Origin of the sequence: Paenarthrobacter sp. NPDC057355, assembly GCF_042667405.1 — a bacterium.
Lineage (GTDB): Bacteria > Actinomycetota > Actinomycetes > Actinomycetales > Micrococcaceae > Arthrobacter.
On record NZ_JBHVAL010000003.1, the window covers coordinates 1 to 21375 of the forward strand.

The 21375-nt window shown below is 64.3% G+C and carries 20 protein-coding genes; 13 read left to right on the forward strand and 7 right to left on the reverse strand.

What is annotated here, in order from left to right:
* Positions 1-153: 153 nt before the first annotated feature.
* Together ACFUOZ_RS05510 and ACFUOZ_RS05515 are read left to right on the forward strand one after the other, a co-directional pair.
* A complete protein-coding gene (locus ACFUOZ_RS05510; protein WP_262275879.1) occupies positions 154-408 on the forward strand; it encodes a glutaredoxin family protein in 255 nt (84 codons plus the stop codon).
* Between the two features lie 75 nt (positions 409-483).
* The gene (locus ACFUOZ_RS05515; protein ID WP_377545567.1) at positions 484-1191 is read left to right on the forward strand and encodes a redox-sensing transcriptional repressor Rex; all 708 of its coding nucleotides are present in this window, start codon (positions 484-486) and stop codon (positions 1189-1191) included.
* 44 nt (positions 1192-1235) lie between these two features.
* On the opposite strand, the gene ACFUOZ_RS05520 is transcribed toward ACFUOZ_RS05515, so the two are convergent.
* The 3 genes from ACFUOZ_RS05520 to ACFUOZ_RS05530 form a co-directional block, all read right to left on the reverse strand.
* On the reverse strand, positions 1236-1961 hold the full coding sequence (locus ACFUOZ_RS05520) for a hypothetical protein (protein ID WP_377545569.1): 726 nt from the start codon (positions 1959-1961) through the stop codon (positions 1236-1238).
* 229 nt (positions 1962-2190) lie between these two features.
* Positions 2191-2910, reverse strand: a complete 720-nt coding sequence (locus ACFUOZ_RS05525; RefSeq protein ID WP_377545571.1) for a hypothetical protein — start codon at positions 2908-2910, stop codon at positions 2191-2193.
* Between the two features lie 166 nt (positions 2911-3076).
* Entirely contained in the window at positions 3077-3628 is a 552-nt protein-coding gene (locus ACFUOZ_RS05530; RefSeq protein ID WP_377545985.1) for a YceI family protein, read from the reverse strand.
* Positions 3629-3837: 209 nt separating this feature from the next.
* Between ACFUOZ_RS05530 and ACFUOZ_RS05535 the strand changes: the two genes are divergently transcribed.
* The 10 genes from ACFUOZ_RS05535 to ACFUOZ_RS05580 all read left to right on the forward strand — a co-directional run bounded on the left by ACFUOZ_RS05535 (position 3838) and on the right by ACFUOZ_RS05580 (position 17823).
* Positions 3838-4503 carry a histidine phosphatase family protein gene (locus ACFUOZ_RS05535; RefSeq protein ID WP_377545573.1) on the forward strand — a complete coding sequence of 222 codons (666 nt, stop codon included), beginning with the start codon at positions 3838-3840 and terminating at the stop codon, positions 4501-4503.
* Positions 4504-4507: 4 nt separating this feature from the next.
* On the forward strand, positions 4508-5113 hold the full coding sequence (locus ACFUOZ_RS05540) for a TlpA family protein disulfide reductase (RefSeq protein ID WP_377545575.1): 606 nt from the start codon (positions 4508-4510) through the stop codon (positions 5111-5113).
* Between the two features lie 5 nt (positions 5114-5118).
* The gene (locus tag ACFUOZ_RS05545; RefSeq protein WP_377545577.1) at positions 5119-5874 is read left to right on the forward strand and encodes a cytochrome c biogenesis CcdA family protein; all 756 of its coding nucleotides are present in this window, start codon (positions 5119-5121) and stop codon (positions 5872-5874) included.
* Complete coding sequence (locus tag ACFUOZ_RS05550; RefSeq protein WP_377545579.1) at positions 5874-7577, forward strand: cytochrome c biogenesis protein ResB; 1704 nt, start codon at positions 5874-5876, stop codon at positions 7575-7577. The genes ACFUOZ_RS05545 and ACFUOZ_RS05550 overlap by 1 nt, the downstream gene beginning before the upstream one ends.
* Complete coding sequence (gene ccsB / locus ACFUOZ_RS05555) at positions 7577-8644, forward strand: c-type cytochrome biogenesis protein CcsB (RefSeq protein WP_377545581.1); 1068 nt, start codon at positions 7577-7579, stop codon at positions 8642-8644. The genes ACFUOZ_RS05550 and ccsB overlap by 1 nt, the downstream gene beginning before the upstream one ends.
* A gap of 177 nt (positions 8645-8821) precedes the next feature.
* A complete protein-coding gene (locus ACFUOZ_RS05560; RefSeq protein ID WP_377545583.1) occupies positions 8822-10867 on the forward strand; it encodes an Hsp70 family protein in 2046 nt (681 codons plus the stop codon).
* Positions 10868-10870: 3 nt separating this feature from the next.
* Positions 10871-12862, forward strand: coding sequence for a LuxR C-terminal-related transcriptional regulator (locus tag ACFUOZ_RS05565; protein ID WP_377545585.1), 1992 nt, complete (start codon positions 10871-10873; stop codon positions 12860-12862).
* Between the two features lie 174 nt (positions 12863-13036).
* The gene (locus ACFUOZ_RS05570) at positions 13037-14332 is read left to right on the forward strand and encodes an IniB N-terminal domain-containing protein (protein WP_377545588.1); all 1296 of its coding nucleotides are present in this window, start codon (positions 13037-13039) and stop codon (positions 14330-14332) included.
* A 114-nt stretch (positions 14333-14446) separates the two neighbouring features.
* Positions 14447-16333, forward strand: a complete 1887-nt coding sequence (locus tag ACFUOZ_RS05575; protein ID WP_377545590.1) for a dynamin family protein — start codon at positions 14447-14449, stop codon at positions 16331-16333.
* A complete protein-coding gene (locus ACFUOZ_RS05580) occupies positions 16330-17823 on the forward strand; it encodes a dynamin family protein (protein ID WP_377545592.1) in 1494 nt (497 codons plus the stop codon). Before ACFUOZ_RS05575 ends, ACFUOZ_RS05580 begins: the two co-directional genes overlap by 4 nt.
* Here ACFUOZ_RS05580 and ACFUOZ_RS05585 read toward each other — a convergent pair.
* On the reverse strand, positions 17804-18274 hold the full coding sequence (locus tag ACFUOZ_RS05585; RefSeq protein ID WP_377545594.1) for a hypothetical protein: 471 nt from the start codon (positions 18272-18274) through the stop codon (positions 17804-17806). The two genes, ACFUOZ_RS05580 and ACFUOZ_RS05585, sit on opposite strands and share 20 nt — an antisense overlap.
* A gap of 126 nt (positions 18275-18400) precedes the next feature.
* Positions 18401-18838, reverse strand: coding sequence for a PLD nuclease N-terminal domain-containing protein (locus ACFUOZ_RS05590; protein WP_377545596.1), 438 nt, complete (start codon positions 18836-18838; stop codon positions 18401-18403).
* Between the two features lie 88 nt (positions 18839-18926).
* On the opposite strand from ACFUOZ_RS05590, the gene ACFUOZ_RS05595 reads away from it, so the two are divergent.
* Positions 18927-19238: a DUF4229 domain-containing protein gene (locus tag ACFUOZ_RS05595; protein WP_377545598.1), complete on the forward strand. Its 312-nt coding sequence runs from the start codon at positions 18927-18929 to the stop codon at positions 19236-19238.
* 61 nt (positions 19239-19299) lie between these two features.
* Here the strand turns inward: ACFUOZ_RS05595 and ACFUOZ_RS05600 are convergent, their stop codons facing one another.
* Together ACFUOZ_RS05600 and ACFUOZ_RS05605 are read right to left on the reverse strand one after the other, a co-directional pair.
* The gene (locus ACFUOZ_RS05600; RefSeq protein WP_377545600.1) at positions 19300-20181 is read right to left on the reverse strand and encodes a 1,4-dihydroxy-2-naphthoate polyprenyltransferase; all 882 of its coding nucleotides are present in this window, start codon (positions 20179-20181) and stop codon (positions 19300-19302) included.
* A 52-nt stretch (positions 20182-20233) separates the two neighbouring features.
* The gene (locus ACFUOZ_RS05605) at positions 20234-21373 is read right to left on the reverse strand and encodes an AMP-binding protein (protein WP_377545602.1); all 1140 of its coding nucleotides are present in this window, start codon (positions 21371-21373) and stop codon (positions 20234-20236) included.
* Positions 21374-21375 lie beyond the last annotated feature (2 nt).

Consider the following 21375-nt stretch of genomic DNA (forward strand, 5'->3'; position numbering starts at 1 on the left):
GGGTTTAAGGGGGTGGGGTGTGCGTGAGGGTGGGGTTTAAGGGGGTGGGGTGTGCGTGAGGGTGGGGTTTAAGGGGGTGGGGTGTGCGTGAGGGTGGGGTTTAAGGGGGTGGGGTGTGCGTGAGGGTTGGGGGAGGAAGCTACCGTTAAGCACATGGCTAATCCCGACGTCGTTCTCCTCACCAAAGCTGACTGCCACCTCTGCACGGAGGCGCGTGCCGCCGTCGAGCGCGTTACGACAGGCCTTGGCCTGGGCTGGACCGAGCAGTCGATCGACGGCGACCCGCAGCTGCAGGAGCGCTATGCGGAAGAGATTCCCGTGGTGCTGGTGAACGGTATCCAGCGCGATTTCTGGAAGATCGACGAGGACAGGCTGACCCGCACTTTGAAGAAAGCCCTGGCGGGCTGAGGGTGAAGCAGGCCAGCGCGGTGGCTTTTGTTGAGTCCGGCCGGGGGTCATAGAGTGGAACAACAAAGCGATGCAATGGAGAATACCGTGACTGCGCTGGAACCGTCCGCGGAAGCAATTTCCGGGGATAACGAACCTGCCGCCAAGCAGATCCCGCCCGCGGCTGTGGCCCGGATGACCCTCTATTTGCGTGCGCTGAACTCGCTCCTGGCCGAAGGAGTGGAGCGCGTCTCCTCCGAAGCGCTGGCAGAAGCGTCGGGCGTCAGCTCCTCAACGCTCCGCAAGGACCTTTCCTATGTTGGCTCCTACGGAACCCGCGGCGTCGGCTACGAGGTCCAGAACCTGAGCCGCCACATCGCCGCAGCGCTTGGCCTGACCCATGACTGGAAAGTGGCCATCGTTGGTGCCGGTAACCTCGGAAAGGCGTTGGCCCGGTATGGCGGGTTCGAGTCCCGCGGGTTCGACGTCGTAGCCATTTTCGACGCCGATCCGATGGTGATCGGCAACGAGGTCGGGTGGCTGCGGGTCAGCGACTCGGCCGAACTCGAGCGGGTCCTGGAAAGAACGCACACGAATATGGTGGTGCTCGCACTCCCGGCAACCGTGGCCCAGGAAGTGTGTGACCGTGTGATCGCAGCAGGCATCAGGAGCATCTTGAGTTTCGCGCCGGTGCTCCTGCAGGTCCCGCCGCACGTGAACCTCCGAAAAGTGGACATGGCAACGGAACTCCAGATTTTGGCCTACCACGCACAAAGGGCGCAGACGCCGGGCCAGGCTGTTTAGCCTCACCCGGGTCCGCGCCCGAAGTGCTGTAGGAAACCGGCCCTTTAGCGGGCGTACGGGTTTCCGAACTGCGGCGTCTTCCGGAAGTACGGAGCCGACGCCGGCAGGTACAGCAGGACGATGGCTGCGATGCCGAGCAACGCTGACAGTGTTGCCAGGCTCAGCGGTACCAGGGCGAAGATGGAAAGCGCAGCGAGGACAGTTCCAAGGATGCGCGCCCAGTTCTTGCCCTTGCGGACGTTGATGGCCACGAGGGCGTACAGTCCGGCACCGATGACGCCGAGTGCAATCATGACGCCAACAATGAAGCCCTTGACGTCTTCGAAGCGGACATCAGCTGCGCCACCGGCCGCCATCTGCTCTTCGAACATGCTCCTGAAGGCAGGATCGTTCATCGCTGCAATGGAGATGAAGATGGAAATGAGCCAGATCGCTCCGGCGCCAACGATCAACCAGAAGGCGATGTTGACCATCTGGGGGACCGTCGAAGGGCCCGGCTGCTGGCTTGGCCAGTTGGTGTCCTGGCCATACTGCGGTGCCTGGCCATAAGGCGAGGCGCCGGGCTGGCCGTACGGGGACTGCTGCCCGTACTGGGGCGCTGCCGGTGGCTGGGACTGCTGGCCGTACTGGGGTGCTGCCGGCTGCCCGTACTGCGGCGCCGCCGGTGGCTGGGACTGTTGGCCGTACTGGGGTGCTGCCGGCTGGCCGCCCGGCTGCGCGGGCTGGTTGGAGTCGCCCGGGTTCGACGGCGGGTATGGAGGGTTGCTCATGGCATTCCTTTGCTTGTTCGACTGCAGGTACGGCCGCCGGGATCAGCAAAGTGACCCTGCCCCCAGCGTGGTTCTGCTTCCACCGTACCCCCACGCTCCTGCGTCGATGCATACCCCACGCAGGAAATTCAAGGGGCCAGGGAAAATCATCATGTTGGAGTACGTCTTCATGATGAAGGCCGCGGGGACCTCCCAGGGATCCGACCGCGGCCTTCGACTCAGAGAGTCACTAAACGAAGTGTTTTTGCGATTCGGGGAGCCACATCATGATTGCTGCGGCTACGGCGGCAGCCGAACTGAGCAACGACAGGTTGAGGGTGATGAGGAGGAAGAGCAACGAGAGGACAGCGAAGCCGCCCAGAATGGACAGGACAAGCCTGGCCCACCGCGCTCCCTCCTTAAGACGGATGGCGATGAACACGTAAACGGCTGCTATCAGCAGGCTGAAGACGAAGTTGAAAATGCCCGTCCCGACCGCCAACGCGCCGAAGAAGTCACGGTAGATGAAGATGTTGGCAAAGCTGGCAATGACGCCGAGGGCCGCGGCGGCGACCCACAGCCAGTAGGAAGTGACGAGGGTTCTCGGGACGCCCGTGGTGTCGCGGAACCGTTGTGCGATGTTGTTGAAGTCCAAACCGAAGACGTTGCGCGGCGGCGCGTTATAGCCGAGGCCTGCGGGCGGGGCCGGGTTCGGGCCGGCCGGTGCTGCGTAGGCTGGTTGTCCCGGCTGCTGGTAGGAAGGGGGAGCCTGGTATCCGTTGGGCGGAACGCTGCCGCCTTGGGGTGGCTGGTAGCCCTGCTGGCCCTGGTACCCGCCGGGCGGAACAGCGCCGCCCTGTGGTGGCTGGTAACCGCCTGGGGGTTGGTAGCCCGCAGGAGGAACATTGCCTTGCTGCGGTGGCTGGGCGCCGGGCTGCTGTGGCTGGGGTGCTTCATCTGGGGTACTCATGGCATCACTGTAGACCGCAGGTTGAAGGTTGCATAGGAAATTTGGAGCTAACTCGCAGCTAAATACAGGGTGTTTGCCGAACAATGGCCTGGTGACCCCTGATCATGCGAAACGGCGCCCCTGCAGCACGAGGCTGAACAGGGACGCCGTCCGGGGTGTTGGGGAATCAGGCAGCTGCCGGAGCGATGAAAGCGAGCTCCAGGTTGATGACAACCTTGTCGCTGACCAGCACGCCACCGGCTTCGAGGACTGCGTTCCAGGTGAGGCCGAAGTCCTTGCGGCTGATGGTGGTTTCGCCCGAGACGCCTGCGCGGGTGTTGCCGAACGGATCCACTGCGACACCGTTGAATTCGGTCTCGATGGAAACTTCCTTGGTCACGCCCTTGATTGTGAGATCGCCCACGAGGTCGAAGCTGTTGCCGTTGGCCTTGACGTGGCGGGAAACGAAGGTGATCTCCGGGTACTTCTCCACGTCGAAGAAGTCCTCGCCCTTGACGTGGCCGTCGCGGTTGACGTCGCCGGAGTCGAAGCTGGCGGTCTGGATGGTTGCGTTGACTTTGGAGTCGGTCAGGGTTTCGCCGACCTCGAGGGTGGCTGCAGCGTCCTTGAACTGGCCGCGGACCTTGCTGATACCTGCGTGGCGGACGGTGAAGCCGATTTCGCTGTGGGAAGCGTCGAGGGTCCAGGTGCCGGTGGTGACGGAAGCGGGGAGGGTCATCATGGTTGTTGCTCCTATATGTAGTGGAAGGTACTGCGTGCTTGCCTGGTTGAACCCAATTGCTTGAAGCGTCAACCGAGCTTCGTGTCTAGTATAAACATGCATATGCATCTTTTATTCCAACTCCACGGAACATTTTCGGAAAATTTCGAGTTCTACTTGCGGTAGAAGATTTCGGATCGCCCCTCTTCTTTGAGAAACTGGTAAACATGCCCCAAGCAACTGTCCATCTGCTTCGCCATGGCGAGGTCCACAATCCCGACGGCGTCCTCTACGGTCGGCTGCCGGAATTCCACCTCTCTGAGCGCGGCCGGGAGATGGCCCGGATGCTGGCCGACCACTTTGTAGCCCGGGTCGGCGATGGCGCCAAAATCGTGTACTTGGTCGCCTCGCCACTGACTCGCGCCCAGGAAACCGCCATGCCGACGGCGGACGCGCTGAATCTGGAAATCACAACGGAACCGCGGATCATCGAAGCGGAGAACCACTTCGAGGGACTCCACCCCACCAAGAGCGAGTTCCTGAAGCCCAAGCACTGGTTCTACTTCCGTAACCCATTGCGCCCATCCTGGGGCGAGCCTTACAAGGAGCAAGCCGCCCGCGTACTGGCCGCCGTTGAAGATGCCCGCGTCAAGGCAATCGAACTGGGTGGCGACGGCGCCGAGGCCATCTTGGTCAGCCACCAACTCCCCATCTGGTCAACCCGGCTGACCGCCGAGGGCCGTCGCCTGGCGCATGACCCCCGCAAGCGTGAATGCACCTTGACCTCGCTTACGTCCCTGACCCTGGACGACGACGGCAAGATCATCCGAGTCGAGTACAGCGAACCCGCTGCCGTGCTGCTCCCCGGCGCGGCGAGCACTCCGGGGGCATAGAAACATGGACAACAACCTTTCCCGCCGCGGCGTTCTTACCGCCGGCGGCGTCCTGCTGGCCGGACTGACCATGGGCCTTTCCGCCTGCGCCCAAGAGGACTCCCTTGCCGAGCAGGCAAGGAAGGGCGACAACAAGAACTACGTGGCCGGCGACGGTTCGGTAACAGAGTTCGCCAAGGCGGACCGCGCAGCACCCGTGGCCCTCAAAGGCACCCTGTTCAACGGCGCTGAAGTCAAGCCCGAGGACCTGCTGGGCAAAGTCACCGTCCTGAACTTCTGGTTTGCCGCCTGCGCTCCCTGCCGTATCGAGGCCCCCCAACTCGAGGCCCTGAACCAGGAATTCAAGGACCAGGGCGTCCAGTTCTTTGGTGTGAACCTCCGGGATGAAAAAGCCACCGCTGAGGCGTTCGACAAGACGTTCAACATCACCTACCCGAGCTTCAACGACAAGGATGGGTCGGTGCTGCTGTCCGTTTCCGGCATCGTCCCCCCAGGTGCCGTCCCCACCACCCTGGTCCTGGACAAGGAAGGCAAAGTGGCCTCCCGTGTGCTCGGCGAGATTGAAAAGAGCACCTTGAAGGCCCTCATCACCTCCGCCGTGGCCGAGTAGTCGCCGTGAACAGTCCTTTCGCCGAGACGATCCTCAACGGTTCCCTGCTCCTGGCTGTGCCGGTGGCACTGCTGGCCGGGCTGGTCTCCTTCCTGTCGCCGTGTGTGCTGCCTTTGGTGCCCGGGTACCTCGGGTACGTCACTGGCCTGACCGGCGTCGACCTTGAAAAGCAGCGGCGGGGCCGCATGCTGGCGGGGATCGGGCTGTTCGTCCTCGGTTTCTCGGTGATCTTCGTACTCCTGGGCGGCGCCTTTGGCCAGCTCGGCACACTCCTGACAGGACCGCAGAATGCCTGGATCACGCAGCTGCTGGGCATCCTGGTGATCGTCATGGGCGTGGTGTTCATGGGTGGATTCGGCTGGCTGCAGCGGGACGCCAAGATCCATGCAAAACCGCGGGCAGGGCTGTGGGGCGCTCCGTTCCTGGGACTGACTTTCGGGCTGGGCTGGGCTCCCTGCATTGGTCCGACCTACTCCGCCGTGCAGTTGCTGAGCCTGTCGGGCGGGTCGTCGGCTGCCAAGGGCGCGCTTTTGGCGTTCATTTACAGCCTTGGTTTGGGCATCCCGTTCCTCCTGATCGCGCTGGCTGTGCGCCGCGGCATGGGCGTGATGTCCTTCTTCCGCAAGCACCGGCTGGCCATCCAGCGGATCGGCGGAGGCATCCTGATTTTGCTCGGCATCCTGATGGCCACCGGTGTCTGGGGCCACTGGGTGACCGAGTTGCAGTACTGGTTCCAAAACGACGTGAAGTTGCCAATCTGATGAGCGGGTCCGTGAAAGCCAACAAGAAGTCTCCAGCCGCCGAAAAGACAGCGGAAGGAAAGCTCCAGCAGGCCAAATCCGAGGCCGCGGTACCTGCGCTCGGAGTCAAAGGGATGCTCAGGTGGGCCTGGACGCAGCTGACCAGCATGCGCACGGCCCTGTTCCTGCTGCTCCTGCTCGCCGTGGGTGCCGTACCGGGTTCGCTTTTCCCGCAGCGCGCCGCGAACCCCGTTACGGTCACGGAGTGGATCAAGAACAACCCCGCAACCGGACCGTTCCTGGATGCCCTCCAGATGTTCGACGTCTACTCCTCAGCGTGGTTCTCGGCCATCTACATCCTGCTGTTCATTTCGCTGATCGGCTGTGTCACGCCCCGCGCCATCGCCCACTACAAGGCCATGAAGTCGCAGCCGCCCAGGACCCCGAAGCGCCTTTCGCGGCTTCCGGAGTACGGCACCCTGGCTGTGCCCGCCGACGCCGGGATCCCGGCGTCGAAAGCCATCAACGATGCCGCCGGGCTGCTCAAGAAACGCGGCTACCGCGTTGAAGTACGGGATGTCGACGGCGCCCTGCCGTCCCTGGGTGCCGAGCGCGGCTTCCTGAAGGAAGTGGGCAACCTGGTGTTCCACACCTCGTTGATCGGCGTGTTGGTGTCCGTGGCCATCGGCGGCCTGTTCGGGTACAGCGGCCAGCGCATCCTGGTGGAAGGCGAAACGTTCGTGAACACCCTGGTGGGCTACGACCAGTTCACGCCGGGGACCAATTTCCAGAGCAGCTCCCTCCAGCCGTACTCCGTCCGCCTGGACAAGTTCCAGGCGACGTTCGACCGGGAGTCTCCCCAGAAGACCGGCCAGCCGATCGACTACACGGCCGAGGTCACCACCAAGGAAAACCCGGATGCCCCCGAGCAGAAGGAAGTGCTCAAGGTCAACGATCCCATTTCCCTGGGCGGGACCAGCCTGTACCTCACGGGCAACGGCTATGCGCCCGTGGTCACCGTCCGGGATGGCGATGGCAATGTGGCTTTCCAAGGGCCTGTGACTGCCAAGGTTCAGGGTGCCAACTACTACTCCTCGGTGGTTATCAAGGTCCCGGACGGCAAGCCTGACCAGCTCGGCTTCAACGGCTTCTTCCTGCCCACCGCTTTCGAGTCTGACCAAGGAATTTCCTTCAGCGCCGACCCGGCATTGGCCAACCCGCAGTTGACGCTGGATTCCTACTACGGTGACCTCGGCCTTGACGACGGAGCGCCGCAGAATGTCTTTGAGCTGGACGTCAGGGACCTCACCCAGCTGAACGGGCGCAAGCTCGAAGCCGGCGGTATCGTGCTGGCGCTGGGCCAGAGCGCCACGCTGCCCGAAGGCAAGGGAAGCATCACCTTCGACAGCGTCAAGAAGTACATCGGCGTGGACATCCACCACAACCCGGGCCAGCTGTACGCACTGATCTTCGGCCTGCTTGCCGTTGCCGGCCTGATGGTTTCCCTCTACGTCAACCGTCGCCGCGTCTGGGTCCGCACCGGGACGCACGAGGACGGCCGAACCATGGTGGAGTACGGCGCGCTTGCCCGCGGCGAAGACCACCGCCTGGCAGGCGAAGCCGCAGCCTTGCGTGAACTCTTTGCCCGCGAATGGAACATCCCCGACCCGACGGAGCCCCCCGCCCCGCGAACCGTCTCTTCCTCAACCTCGAAGGACCAGTAATGCCAGCCATCAACGAAACCCTGGGCCAGTACAGCGAGCTGTTCATGCTGTTGGCCGCCGGCACGTACACCGTGGCGTTCATCGCTTTTGCCTGGGATCTGGCGAAGAGCAGCAAGACCTTCCATGCGGTGGACCTTAAGGCCGCAGCCAACTCCACGAGCGAAAAGGTGGCTGTCGCCGCCGGTCGCGTTGGGGCTGCTTTGTCAGGTCCCGACGCCGGTGGGCCGGCCGGGCGGGCCGAGCGTCCGACGTCGGGCCCCACCTACGCGGGCGGAACCGCCGCAGGCGACATGAGGTACACGGCCGAACGACGTGTTCCGGCACGTGTGGCCGTTGCCCTGACGGTTCTGGGCGTCCTGATCCATGGCGCGGGAGTGGTGACCCGGGCCTTGGGTGCAGGCCGTGTGCCGTGGGGCAATATGTACGAGTTCCTCACCACGGGTGCGTTCGTGGCGGTGGCAGTCTTCCTGCTCACGCTGATCCGCCGCGATCTGCGGTTCCTTGGCACGTTCGTCCTGGGTTTGGCGATCATCATGCTGGTGGCCGCATCCGTGTCCTTCTGGACCCCTGTAGGCCACTTGGTTCCCGCTCTGCAGAGCTACTGGCTCATCATCCACGTCTCCATCGCCGTCCTGTCTTCGGCCTTGTTCACCCTGACCTTCGCCATGTCCGTGCTGCAACTTCTGCAGTCGTACCGGCAGAAGAACCTGGCCGCAGGACGCAAGGACAACCTGGCCTTCATGCGGGTGGTCCCCAACGCGTTGAGCCTGGAGAACCTTTCCTACCGCATCAACGCCATCGCCTTCATCGGCTGGACGTTCACGCTCATGTTCGGGGCCATCTGGGCCGAGAAGGCATGGGGCCGTTTCTGGGGCTGGGATCCGAAGGAAGTGTGGACCTTCGTAATCTGGGTTGTCTACGCCGGGTACCTGCATGCCCGGGCAACCCGCGGCTGGACCGGAACCCGTGCGGCTTGGTTGTCGATCGTTGGTTATGCCTGCGTCATCATCAACTTCACCCTCGTAAACACCGTTTTCAACGGCCTGCATTCATACTCGGGGCTTTAGGAGCCAACCCTGTCCTGAGCAGGAGCTTTACCTGGATAGTCATCACAGGGTTCAAGAAATTGACAAATCGGTGTAGCAATTAGGCCTTTTGCCTCTCCGGAGCAGGTGCTAACTTGTTCAGGATCCGCAAGTGAAGCAGCCCGCTCGCGCCGTGCCATGTGAACTTTCGAGGTACCCATGAGCTATGTTCTCGCCATTGACGTCGGGACAAGTTACACAGCCGCAGCTCTTCTCAGGCCTTCCGGGAGTCCTGCACCGACTCCTGAAGTCCTGCCCCTGGGGCTCCATGGAAGCGCCGTGCCGTCGGTGCTTTTCTACGCAGATGATGGCCGGATATTGGTCGGGGAGGCCGCCGAGCGCAGGGGCTTGGACGATCCCTGGCGGATGGTCAGGGAGTTCAAGCGGCGCATAGGGGACGCGGTTCCGCTTGCCGTGGGCGAGACGTGGTTGGCCCCTGAGGACGTCTACGCCACCATGGCCCGCTGGGTGGTGGACAGGGCTGAAGAGCGTGAGGGGAGTTCGCCGTCGTCGATCATCATGACGCACCCCGCATCGTGGGGCGGGCACCGCACCTCCACTGTACTTGCCGCACTTAACCTCGTCGGGCTGACGGAGGTCACCCTGATCAGTGAACCTGTAGCCGCGGCGCTCCATTATGCCGCCCAGACCCGCGTAGAGGACGGCAGTACCATTGCCGTGTACGACCTCGGCGGCGGGACGTTCGATACTGCGGTCCTGCGGAAGACAGCCCCCGGCACCTTCGAACTCCTCGGCCGTCCCGACGGCATTGAAACCCTTGGCGGCGCCGATTTCGACGCCGCCGTTCTGCGTCACGTGAGCGCCCACCTGGGTGAGGCCATTGAGGGGCTTGATCCGGACGCGCCCGGTAGCAAAGCGTCTTTGTCGAGGTTGCGGCGGGAATGCCGGGAGGCCAAGGAAGCGCTCTCCATGGACAGCGAGGCCAGTATCGCCGTCGCACTGCCGGGAACGCAGCGGACGCTGCGGCTGGTCCGGTCCGAATTCGAAGCCCTGATCGAAGCGCCCATCCGGGAAACGGTGCATGCCCTGGAGCGCAGCCTGCGAAGCATCAACGTTGAACCCGCGGAGCTGAGTGCTGTCCTGCTGATCGGTGGATCGTCGCGCATACCCTTGGTGGCCGGCATGATTTCGGTGGAACTCGACCGGCCCATCGCCGTCGACGCCGATCCCAAGTCCTCCATCTGCCTGGGGGCGGCCGTCGCTGGGGCCGGGACTTCGGCAGTCATGGACGCGGCTGCTCTGGCGGCGGTTGCTTCGGCGGTTCCTGAGGAGGTTCCTTCCGCTGTTCCTTCCGCCAGTCCTGCACCGCGGCCTCGCACCGTCACCTCCAGGCTTCATCTTGGTAGCGCAAAAGCTGCGGGCTCACCCAGCCAGGCGCCGCACGCCCGCATCCGGCTGGCAGCAGCAGCTGTCACCGCGGCAACGGCGCTCACCATTGCCACCGCGACGGCGGCGCAGAGCCCCGAGGGCAGCGGCGTGCTGGCGTCCATGTTCGGCAACCAGGCCGCCGACATCATGCGCGGCGACGGCGCGCCCGCTGCCGGGACGAACGCCAACGGCGGGGGAGCCCCGGCAGCGGCGCCAGTACTCGGTAGCCCGACGGCGGGACTTGAGGCAAGCGCCAAGGCGGGAGGGGCGCGGGCGGGGACACTGAAGAGCCCTGCGGGGTCGGGAAGTGCGGGAACCGGGGGCTCAGGCAAAGGGGCCGGGACGGGCCAAGGCTCGACGGCGGGCTCGACGGTCGGCTCGTCGGGGACCGGCGGCAGCACCGGGACCGGCGGCGGCACCGGGACAGGTGGTGGCACCGGGACAGGTGGTGGCACGACACCCGGTACGCCGGGAAACGGAACCACCACGCCCGCTCCGGACCCTACTGGCGGTGCTGCCAGCGGCCCCACACCACCTCCCGCAACGACGCCACCCCCTTCCACCACTCCGCCGACTGTGCCGCCACCGGTGACGGATCCAACAACGCCTCCCGTCGGTTCAGACCCAAGCGTCCCACCGCCGTCGACGGACCCCGCTGTGCCGCAGCCGGAACCGACTGTGCCGCAGGATCCGGCGCCGTCGCCGGAGCCGACGGTGCCCCAGCAGGAGCCCAGCCAGCCAGCCAATCCGGACCCCGCACCAGTACCGTCAGAAACAAGCCCGAATCCGGATCCCGCGCTGACCCCGGCGGTCTGACCCATGACGGGACACGACCACCAGCCAGGCCCACCGGCATCTGAACTGACCGGCCAGCCGGCCGCCGTCCACCAGCTGCTCTTGGCACTGTCCGTGGGATATTCCCTTCCTTCCCTGTTGCCCGGCAGCCTGGCGGACAGTGATCTGGACTCCGTGGTCAGCTCTGCGATAGACGCGGGAGTGCTGCTGCCGGACGGTTCGGTAGTGGGAACCGTGCAACATGCACTGCTGAGGGCGACACCGCCGGTCCGTATCCGGGAGCTGCAGAAGGAACTGGTGGACAGGATTTCGGCGGAGGGCCATCCTCTGGGTGATCTGGCCCGCAAGCTGGCGCGAAGTGGCTTTCAGGACCCGCGCGTCGTCGCGGAACTGGAGCGGGCCGCAGAGTCGGCTCTGGACGCAGAACCGGGTCTTGCGGCTGAAATCTACGCCGAGGCGCTGCTGGCAGGGGGAAAGGACTTCCCCACGGCAGCCAAACGTGCGCTGGCGGCGGCGGCCCTGGGTGACCTGGACACAGCCGGCAGGATCGTGGACCGTCTCCTCGCGGCCCCGGACGCGCCGGACCTTCGCCTGGGGGTCGACGTGGCAGCGGCCGTATGGGCGCAACGGGGCATGTTGTCCCGGAGTGCCGAAAGCTATGCGTGGTTGGGCCCGGACAGGATCGAGGGCTCGGTGCCCCTTGCGGCAGTGGCCATGATTGGCTCGGGCAACGTTGCCGGAGCCGAGCAACTGGCTGCGCTGGCAGCCCCGGCAGGCTCACCTACGTTGTTGGCTGTGGCATTGTCCTTGACCCAGCAGGGTTTGCTCCGGTCGCTGGGACCCCGGCCGCAAACGGCGCTTCCTGAACTCATCAGGGCTTCGGACATGATGAACGCGGCCCGGTCATCCATTCCCCTGTCCGAGACACCGGCGGCCCTTGCCGCGTTGTGTGCCCTGCACACGGGGGAGCCCGGCATCGCGGCCACCGTGCTCAATTCTGCACTGGCCGCCGGGCAGGGAGGTGTTACCGCCCGTCCCAGGCTGTTCCTGCTGCAGGCCTGGTCCGCCATGCAACAGGACAACGCGGACGAAGCCCGTTTGGCGATCAACGAGGCGGTGAAGGCGAACCACTGGCCCTTGTCACCCCGGGATGACTTCCTGCTGGCCGCCTTGGACGTTGGCTTGGCGCGCCGCGGCAGCGAAGTCCACGAACTGGTGCTCGCCTGGGATCGCGCACGGGAAGCCATGATGCATGTGTCCGTGGACCTGTTCAGCCTCCTGCCATGGGGCGAGCTCATGATTGCCGCTGCACGCTTGCGGGAGACCCGAAGAGTCGGGCATTACCTGGACGGCGTGTGGCATTTCCTGGAGCGGTTGCCGGATGCCCCCTTATGGTCGGTTCCCGTGCACTGGGCTGCCGTGCAGGCAGCGCTGCTGGGCGAAAGTCCGGCCGAGCTCGCGCCGCATGCCGCTGCGCTTGTCCGGGCGTCTGAACACAGCCATGTGGCTGCCGTGCTCGCCACGGCGGGCAAGGCGTGGGTTTCAGTCCTGGCTGGGAGCTTTGAAGCGTCCGACGTCGAATCCGCCGCCCGCGATTTGGCCACCGTCGGACAGCCATGGGAAGGCGCACGCCTGGCCGGCCACGCCGCCGCGCATGCCGACGAGCGGCGGGACATGGTGAGGCTCTTGGCCTGTGCCCGCGATATCCATCCCCAAGGAACTGCCCAAGCTGCCTCTACCGAACGCGCCACCATGCCAACTGACGCGCCTCCTGCCGGGGATGGTGGCGCTCCGGGGTTACAGGACCCCTCGGGGCTCAGCGCAAGGGAACGCGAAGTGGGCCGCCTCATCCTGGAGGGCAAGACCTACCGGGAAATCGGCGAGGCCATCTACATCTCGCCCCGCACTGCGGAGCACCACGTGGCCCGGATGCGGCGCCGCTTGGGGGCCGAAAACCGTTCCGAACTCCTGGTCCGGCTGCGCCTGGCATTGGGGGAGGGGTACCCGCCCCCGTAGCGGGTACTCCTCAAACTCCCTAACGGAAAACCCCTCGATCCCCTAATGGCCGGGCACCGGGTAGGGGGACCACCCCCGATGCCCGGCCATTGGTGTCGGCAATACGTTGAATGCAAGCCCGGCAAAGGCGCCGGGCCAATCACAACCCACCACAGAATTTGAGGGAGCAGTCCAATGCCAACACTCGCACAACAGCTCGTGCAGTTCCTGATGAGCCTGTTCAATGATCCCGATGCCGCCGAGGATTTTGTCCGTGATCCGGAAGCGGCGCTCGCCGCCGCAGGGCTACGCGACGTTTCCTCGGCAGACGTGGACGCCGTCCGTCCTGTGGTTCTGGACTACGCGCCCATCAACGCACGGTCCTCGTTCGACCGTGAATACAACACAGGCGGCAACCACGCCACCACGGGTGGCGGGCGCCCGGAGCACGACGGCGGCGGTTGGGGCGGCGGACGTCCCGAGCACGGCGGCGGCGGTGCCGGCGGTGGTTGGGGCGGTGGCCATGACGATGACGAGCACGGGCACGGCGGCGGCGGTTGGGGCGGTGGCCATGACGACGACGAGCACGGGCACGGCGGCGGCGGTTGGGGCGGTGGCCATGACGACGACGAGCACGAGCACGGCGGCGGCGGTGGTTGGGGCGGTGGCCACGATGACCACGCCCACGCAGTCCAGCAGCTGGTCCACGTGGTGAACAACTACTCGTACACCACCACCATCGACGACCGCGACACGATCACGGACCAGTCAGTGAACCAGAACATCTGGGCCGATGGGGACGTGACGCAGTTCTTCAACCAGGATGCCGTAACTGCCTCCGGTGACGGTGCCATTGCTGCCGGTGGCGATGTCTCGAACTCGGGCAACACCACCACTACAACCACTACCACCAACACCGATGACCACTCGGTGGACAATTCAGTCCACGTCAACACCAGCGGCGATAACAATGACGTATCCGTGGGCAACGACTACTCGGACCACTCGGTCACCAAGGATTCGTACAACGCCAAGGATTCGTACAACACCGACGTCGACGTGGATGTGGAAATCAAGGACTCCTTCAAGGAGGACAGCTCCACGCACACCACCACCAACACGACGAACACCACCAACACCAACACGAACTCCTTCAACGACAACTCGAAGGATGTGGATGTGGACCTGAAGGACGTGCAGGTCATCAACGACTCCGTGGTGGTCCAGGACAACAAACTGGATCTGGACTACTCGCCCGACTACTCCACCAACGTGGAAGTGGACGACGTCAACGTCATCAACGATTCGATCGTCGTGGCAGACAACGAGTTGACCTACACCGAGGACAACTCCACCACCGTCGGCGATGTGGACGTGGATTACACCAACGTCGAGGACAACGTTGTAGTGGCCGACAACGAACTCGATGTTGAGTACAACGACATCAGCGATTCGGTAGTGGTTGCCAAGAACGACGTCGAGATCGACTAAGACAAAGCGCGACACCCCCAGCAGTGCCCGGCAGGCGGACCACCTCCTGCCGGGCACTTCGTGGCCTCCGGGGCGGGCCGGGAAACAGCACATCATGTGAGCAAAGGAAGAGCCGTGGCGGAAACCGTACGCATCACCACTTTGGTGGAGCACGGAATGGCATTGGCGGGTGAGCGGAATGACCTCAGGCGGCGCCTGGAGAACACCCTCAAGCGTCTGCAGGATCCAAGCATCAGGGTGATTGTGGTGGGCGAGTTCAAACAGGGAAAAAGCCAGCTCATCAATGCGCTGGTGAACGCCCCCGTTTGCCCGGTGGATGACGATATCGCCACCACGGTTCCCACAGTGGTCAGGCACGGTGATCCGGCGTCGGCTGTTGTCCTGGTTCCGTCGGGCACCTCCGGGGGACCGGACAGCGCCACGGGCGACGAACCGGTCGCCGAGCAACGGGTGGACCGCCAGCCCGTAGACCTGACCGCGTTGGCGGATTTCGTGTCGGAGAAAGGCAACCCCGGGAACGCCAGGAGCATCATCGCGGCAGAGGTGGGCCTTCCCAGGAAACTCTTGTCCGGCGGGCTCTGCATAGTGGATTCCCCGGGCGTGGGCGGCCTGGGCTCAAGCCATACGCTGACTACGCTGACGGCGTTGCCCTCGGCACATGCCATGCTGTTTGTCTCCGACGCATCCCAGGAGTACACGGAGCCCGAACTGCGGTTCCTTCGGCAGGCCATGCGCGTCAGCCCCAATGTTGCCTGCGTGTTGTCCAAGACCGACCTCTATCCGGCATGGCGGCAGATCGCTGAGCTGGACAAAGGACACCTGGCTGACGTTGGGCAGGACATCCCGATGTTCCCCGTCTCCTCGGAGCTGCGGCTGCAGGCCGCACGGTTTCAGGACGCCGAAATGAACAACGAGTCCGGGTTCCCCGCCCTGATCTCATACCTTCGAAACAGCATTGTTGGTGAAGCTGCCCTGCTCCGACGCCGATCAGTGGGCAACGACCTCGTCTCCGTGACCGGAAACCTCATGCTGGCATTGCGGTCCGAACTCGCCGCCCTGGAAAATCCTGAGGACACGCCCCAAATGATCGCAGGCCTGACGGCGGCAAAGGAGGACGCCGATGCACTTCGCAAGAAGTCTGCCCGGTGGCAGACAACCCTGAATGACGGCATAGGCGATCTCATCGCGGACATGGAGTACGACCTGAAGGATCGCCTCCGCCGCATACAACGCGAGGCCGAGACTGCGATAGACCGGGGGGATCCGGGCCCTGCGTGGGAACAGTTCGCCAAGTGGCTTGAACAAAGCGTCGCCGCGGCGGTATCGGAAACGTTTGTGTGGACCAGCGAGCGCGCCCAGTGGCTGGCCGGCCAGGTCGCAGGGCATTTCTCCGAGGACGAAGTGGCACTCCCGGCCCTCCATGTAGCGGACACCGGGGGCGTGCTGGATCCTGTGGCAGAAATCCAAGGCATGGAAGACGGGCACATGGGACCGATGCAGAAGGTCCTGATCGGCATGCGTGGGTCCTACGGTGGGGTGCTCATGTTTGGGCTGCTTACAGGTTTGTTCGGTATGGCCCTGATCAACCCCTTGTCAGTGGGAGCCGGACTCATGCTGGGCCGGAAAGCGTACCGGGAGGAGCAGGAAGCCAGGCTCAAGCGCCGGCAATCCGAGGCCAAGCTTTTGGTACGGAAGCAGGTGGACGACGTCGTATTCCAGGTGGGCAAGCAACTCAAGGACCGCTTGCGGCTGGTACAGCGAGCCACCCGGGACCATTTCACGGACATCGCAGAGGAATACCACCGTTCCCTCACCGAATCCGTGTCGGCGGCGCAGAAGGCAGCGGCGACGTACGCTGCGGAAAGGGAACTTCGAATCAGGGAGATCAAGAATCAGCTCAAGGCCGTGGATTCGTTGAATGCTGTTGCCCGGCAACTGCAGGAGGAGGGGGCTGCAGCACCGCAAACCGTTCCGGCGTCGACGACGGTTCCGGCGGGATGATTGACTCGGGTGTCGCGGGAGCAGCGGAGCTGCTGCGCCAGGCGCGGGAGATATACCAAGGGGATCAGGCCGCCTTGGCGGTGCTCGATGAACTCGACCAACGCCTCGCCGGTCCCCTGCGCATCGCAGTGGCGGGGATGGTGAAAGCCGGAAAGTCCACTCTTCTCAATGCCATCATCGGCGAGGAGATCGCGCCCACCGACGCCGGAGAGTGCACCAGGATCGTCACGTGGTACCGCTACGGGCATGCGCCGCGGATCACCCTCCATCCGTTGGCAGGTGGGCCCCGGGCCCTCCCGGTGAACCGTGAAGATGGCCGCTTGGTATTTTCGTTGGGGGAATTCCAAGCGGAAGACGTGGAGAAGCTGGTGGTGGACTGGCCATCGGCCAGCCTCCGGGACCTGACCTTGATCGATACTCCGGGCATCGCTTCCCTCTCGAGCGAAGTGTCGGGGAGGTCCACTGCCTTCCTGCTTCCCGAGGATGCCCCCACGGCCGCCGATGCTGTCATCTACCTGATGCGCCACTTGCACGCCTCGGATGTGCACTTCCTGGAATCGTTCAGGGACACGGCCGCCGGGAAGTCGGGGACTGTCAACGCCCTGGCTGTCCTGTCACGCGCGGACGAGATTGGCGCCGGACGGATCGATGCCCTGATTTCCGCAGCTGTGATTGCCGAGCGGTACAGCCGGGACGACAACCTCAAGCCCCTGGCTCTGGGTGTGGTTCCTGTTGCGGGGTTGCTGGCACAGAGTTCAAGGACCATGCGGCAACGCGATGTGGACGCTTTCATGGCCCTGGCGCGGCTCGACCGCAACCAGCGGGAAAGGATGATGCTCTCAGTTGACCGGTTTGTCCGGGCCGGACCCGAAGGGCTGGCTGGGCCCGACGGCTTGGCTCCGGAGCTGAAGGAATCCCTGGTTCAACGGTTCGGCATGTTCGGAATCCGGCTCGCGGTGGCGATGATCCGGGGCGGAATCGACAGTCCAACGGAACTGGCGCACGAACTCGCAAGGCGCAGCGGACTGGGCCAGTTGCTTGGCACCGTCGACTCGCTGTTCCAAACGCGGGCCGAGGCACTCAAGGCGCGTGCCGCCGTCGTGGGTTTGGAATCTTTGCTCAGCGGTTCCCAACCCGGGCAGGCAGCGGTCCTCGAAACGGCATTGGAGCAGTTGCTCGCCGGTGCGCACGAATTCAGGGAACTGAAGCTCCTGGGGTTGCTGCGGACGGGGGGTGCCGGGCTGCCTGCCCGGCAAGCCGGGGAAGCCGAACAGTTGGTGGGCGGTCGGGGCAATCTCCCATTCCAGCGGCTGGGACTCTCGCCGGAAGCGGGCCCTGCCGACATCGCCCGGGCCACACGCGAGGCCCTTGGCCGCTGGCGGAGCATCGCGGAAAATCCACTGTTGGTTGACTCATCGGCGGTGGATGCGTGCCGGGTGGTCTTGCGCAGTTGCGAGGGAATCCTGGCGGCTATGCCCGCCGTCCGCTGAGCAGCCAGTTAGTTGTGGAGGGCAGGAACAGCAGTATCAGGCCGGCTGCGGCGAGGACGAACTGGATGGCGAGAAGCAATGTGGCCATGACGCCGTCGGCACCGGGAGCCGCCACATAGTCCACCGTCACCACCGTGACTACGGCGTGGAGGAGCACCACGGGAGCCAACGCCCAGCGTGGCCACGTGCGTCGCCTGAAGAGCACTGCCAGCAGGACAGCTTCCGCCGCCACCACCAAGGAGATCAGGGCCAGGCTGCCAAGGAATACGACGGCGGTTGCCCCCTCGACCGCTTTGGCGTCACCGTCCGGGACCATGGACTGGATAACACCCTTCAAACGCTCGAAATGCCCGTCCCGGCCAAGGAATCCTGTGACCACGACGGCGATACCGGCCAGGAAGCTTGCAAGCCACAGCGAGCGGGACAACCGAGCAGGTCCGGGTGGCCTCACGGCAGCAGCTATTGGTGGCGGGGTGGAAAGTGAAAAGCCGGGGCGTTGGGGCGGTGCGGGTGGCCCGCTGACTGATGGAGTGGAGTTCGACTGCCGTGAACCATCAGCTTGCTGGGCCATAATCGCCTACTTCAGCTCGTCGGTATCGTGCGCATCCGGCCCACTGCTTGTGGCATCATCGCCCGAGCCGAAACCCTTGCCATCGCTTGTGCCACCGGATGACTTGTCGTGGAGTTTGCGCTCTTTGGCTTCGAGGTCCGCCTTGAGCTTTTTCAGGCGGTCCTGTTCGGCCTGGTTGCGGCGCCGGGTTTCCAGGTTGCGGAGGAACTCGGGGTCGTCATCCGGTGCGGTGGGGTGGCGCCGCGCGGGCGCTGCCGTGGGCTTGTTGTACGGGCGGCCGAAAATGAACCACAAAACGGCGCCCAACACCGGCAGGACAATCATCACGATGATCCAGGCGGTCTTCGAAATGCCGCGCGTCTGGTGGCGGTCCGTACGTATGACATCCACCAGGGCATAGACGAAGACAACAAGGACGACGACGACGCCAATAACGCGGAGCATGCATCAAGTCTAGTGCCCGGAAGCCGTTCACTGCGTGCCCCGGTTTGGGCTGTGATCAGAGTGCAACCATCAGGGCGGCTAAACTTGGATGGTGGCTTTCCTGAAGTATTCCCTCATCCGCTTGGCACTGTTCGTGCCGTTGTTCGTGCTTTTCAACTTTTTGGGCACTGGTGCGTTCCTGGCCGTGATCTGTGCCGGGGTGATCGCCTTTGCCGTCTCCTACCTGTTTTTCCAGAAACAGCGCGACGACGCCACAGCCGCGATGCGCGAACGTTTCTCCGGGCGGGCCAAGCCCATCCGTACCGCCAGCGAGGTTGAAGACGCCGACGCCGAGGACACCCTGGTGGAGCAGAACCCCGACGTAGCCATCAACAACGACAAACGCCCCGGCTCCCTCTAGGAGTTTTTGTACAGATAACGCCCCTAAGAAGGCTTCTTAGGGGCGTTATCTGTACAAAAACTCAGAAGCCGCGGCTCAGGATGAGGCCCAGCGAGAACAGCAGGCTGTAGCCGAGGTTGATCAGACCGGTCTGCTTGAGCACCGGGATCAGGCTCTTGCGCTTCTTCCCGTTCACCATCAGCCACGCCGGCATGAGGCACGCGGGGATCAGCAGCAACACGATCAGCATCCACGGCTTGGTGGGCGCAAGGACGATCACCAACAGGATGGCCACCGCGAGCATCAGCACATAGCTTTCCCGGGCGTGCCGGTCGCCCAGACGGACGGCCAGAGTCCGCTTTCCTGCCGCGGTGTCCGTGGGGATGTCGCGGACGTTGTTGGCCATCAGCAACGCACACGCAATGAGGCCCGTGCCGATCGCGCCGATGACGGCCGCCAGGCTGACCTGTCCGGCCTGCGTGTACGTGGTTCCGAGCGTGGCAACCAGGCCGAAGAACACGAACACGAACACATCGCCCAGGCCCATGTAGCCATAGGGGTTCTTGCCACCGGTGTAACCCCATGCTGCAAGGACGCATCCGATGCCCACCAGGATCAGCCACCACGTCTGGGTGATGATCACCAGGATGAGGCCGCACACCATCGCGGCACCAAACAGGCCAAACGCCGCCCACTTCACTTGTTCCGGCCTCGCTGCGCCGGAACCCACCAATCGCAGGGGGCCCACCCTGTCCTCATCGGTTCCTCGGATGCCGTCGGAGTAGTCGTTGGCGTAGTTGACCCCGATCTGGAGCAGAAGCGCAACGAGCGCCGCCAGGATCGCGTTCGGCAACCGGAAAGCCTGGAGCTCGTACGCCGCTGCCGAACCGATCAGGACTGGCGCAATTGCCGCGGGCAGGGTGCGGAGCCGGGCTCCTTGGATCCATTGTGCAGCTGTCGCCACGTGTCGTACCTCGTGTGTTTCGCGTTTGATCTCAGTTGGGGGAAGAACTTGTCTATTGTCCCTGATGGAGATTGGAAAGAAGTTCAATCATGGCCAGCCTGTCCGGTTTTCCGTTGGGCAGCATCAGCAATTCCCTGTCGGCAAGGACCGTTTTGGGCGCCAGGATGCCCAGGGCGGCTTCCCTTCTCGCCGTAAAACCGCTGATTCCTTCGCGGCTTGGGTCCTCGACCGCGATGTAGGCAGCAACTGCCTGCCCCCACTCCCGCGACGGCACGCCGGCGACGAAAGCCGCATTGACGCCGTCGAGCTCCTCCAGCTTGCTTTGGATGTACGCGGCGGAGGCTTTGACGCCGCCGGTGATGATGACGTCGTCGGCACGCCCGAGCACGGTCAGCTTGCCGTCCGAAGAGAGCTCGCCGAGGTCGCCGGTGACGTACCAGCGGGTGCCGTCCTCCTCGAAGAAAGCCCTCCCGGAAGCTTCAGCGGCATCCAGGTAACCGGCCGCCACGGTGTCGCCACCCAGCAGGACACGGCCTTCCAGCTCGCCCTCGCCAAGGCGGATTTCGACGCCGTCCAGTGGCTCGCCGTCGTACACGCACCCGCCGCACGTCTCGGCGGAGCCGTAGGTGGTGACCACGTGCAGTCCCTCGGCGTGCGCCGCCGCAAGGAGCTCCGGCGATGCAGGGGCGCCGCCCAACAGGATCGCATTGAAGCGCCGCAGGACGGCCAGGGTTTCCGGGGCAGGGGAGTCCAGAAGCCGCTGAAGCTGCGTTGGTACCAGGGACGTGAAGCGGATCTTGTCCGTCAGTTCCTCCGCTGCGGCGGCGAAGGCCTCCGGTGTGAAGCCGTTCGACTGGTCCATCACCCACGGGCGCGTTCCGGCGAAGAGCGAGCGGACCAGTACCTGCGCGCCGGCCACGTACTGCAGGGGGAGTGCCAACAGCCACTGACCTTCGCCACGCAGGGCCATGGCCGTTGCCACGGATGACGCCGCCAGCGCATCGATGGTCAGCACGGTCGCCTTGGGCGTCCCGGTGGAACCGGAGGTGCGGACCACCAGCGCCGCATCCTCCACGCCGGTCTCCACAGGAACCGCACTGGGCTGGCCGGATGCGTCCGTGACGATTTCGACGGCGGGACCCTCACCGTGGAGGGCGGCGGCGAGTGCTTTGAGAATCGGATCGATATCCACGG

Excerpts from the sequence above, each read along its gene's own strand:
- ACFUOZ_RS05515 (WP_377545567.1), top strand. The coding sequence starts at position 484 with ATGGAGAATACCGTGACTGCGCTGGAACCGTCCGCGGAAGCAATTTCC.
- ACFUOZ_RS05580 (WP_377545592.1), top strand. The coding sequence starts at position 16,330 with ATGATTGACTCGGGTGTCGCGGGAGCAGCGGAGCTGCTGCGCCAGGCG.
- ACFUOZ_RS05535 (WP_377545573.1), top strand. The coding sequence starts at position 3,838 with ATGCCCCAAGCAACTGTCCATCTGCTTCGCCATGGCGAGGTCCACAAT.
- ACFUOZ_RS05530 (WP_377545985.1), bottom strand. The coding sequence starts at position 3,628 with ATGACCCTCCCCGCTTCCGTCACCACCGGCACCTGGACCCTCGACGCT.
- ACFUOZ_RS05550 (WP_377545579.1), top strand. The coding sequence starts at position 5,874 with ATGAGCGGGTCCGTGAAAGCCAACAAGAAGTCTCCAGCCGCCGAAAAG.
- ACFUOZ_RS05520 (WP_377545569.1), bottom strand. The coding sequence starts at position 1,961 with ATGAGCAACCCTCCATACCCGCCGTCGAACCCGGGCGACTCCAACCAG.
- ACFUOZ_RS05540 (WP_377545575.1), top strand. The coding sequence starts at position 4,508 with ATGGACAACAACCTTTCCCGCCGCGGCGTTCTTACCGCCGGCGGCGTC.
- ACFUOZ_RS05560 (WP_377545583.1), top strand. The coding sequence starts at position 8,822 with ATGAGCTATGTTCTCGCCATTGACGTCGGGACAAGTTACACAGCCGCA.
- ACFUOZ_RS05510 (WP_262275879.1), top strand. The coding sequence starts at position 154 with ATGGCTAATCCCGACGTCGTTCTCCTCACCAAAGCTGACTGCCACCTC.
- ACFUOZ_RS05595 (WP_377545598.1), top strand. The coding sequence starts at position 18,927 with ATGGTGGCTTTCCTGAAGTATTCCCTCATCCGCTTGGCACTGTTCGTG.
- ACFUOZ_RS05590 (WP_377545596.1), bottom strand. The coding sequence starts at position 18,838 with ATGCTCCGCGTTATTGGCGTCGTCGTCGTCCTTGTTGTCTTCGTCTAT.
- ACFUOZ_RS05565 (WP_377545585.1), top strand. The coding sequence starts at position 10,871 with ATGACGGGACACGACCACCAGCCAGGCCCACCGGCATCTGAACTGACC.
- ACFUOZ_RS05570 (WP_377545588.1), top strand. The coding sequence starts at position 13,037 with ATGCCAACACTCGCACAACAGCTCGTGCAGTTCCTGATGAGCCTGTTC.
- ACFUOZ_RS05525 (WP_377545571.1), bottom strand. The coding sequence starts at position 2,910 with ATGAGTACCCCAGATGAAGCACCCCAGCCACAGCAGCCCGGCGCCCAG.
- ccsB (WP_377545581.1), top strand. The coding sequence starts at position 7,577 with ATGCCAGCCATCAACGAAACCCTGGGCCAGTACAGCGAGCTGTTCATG.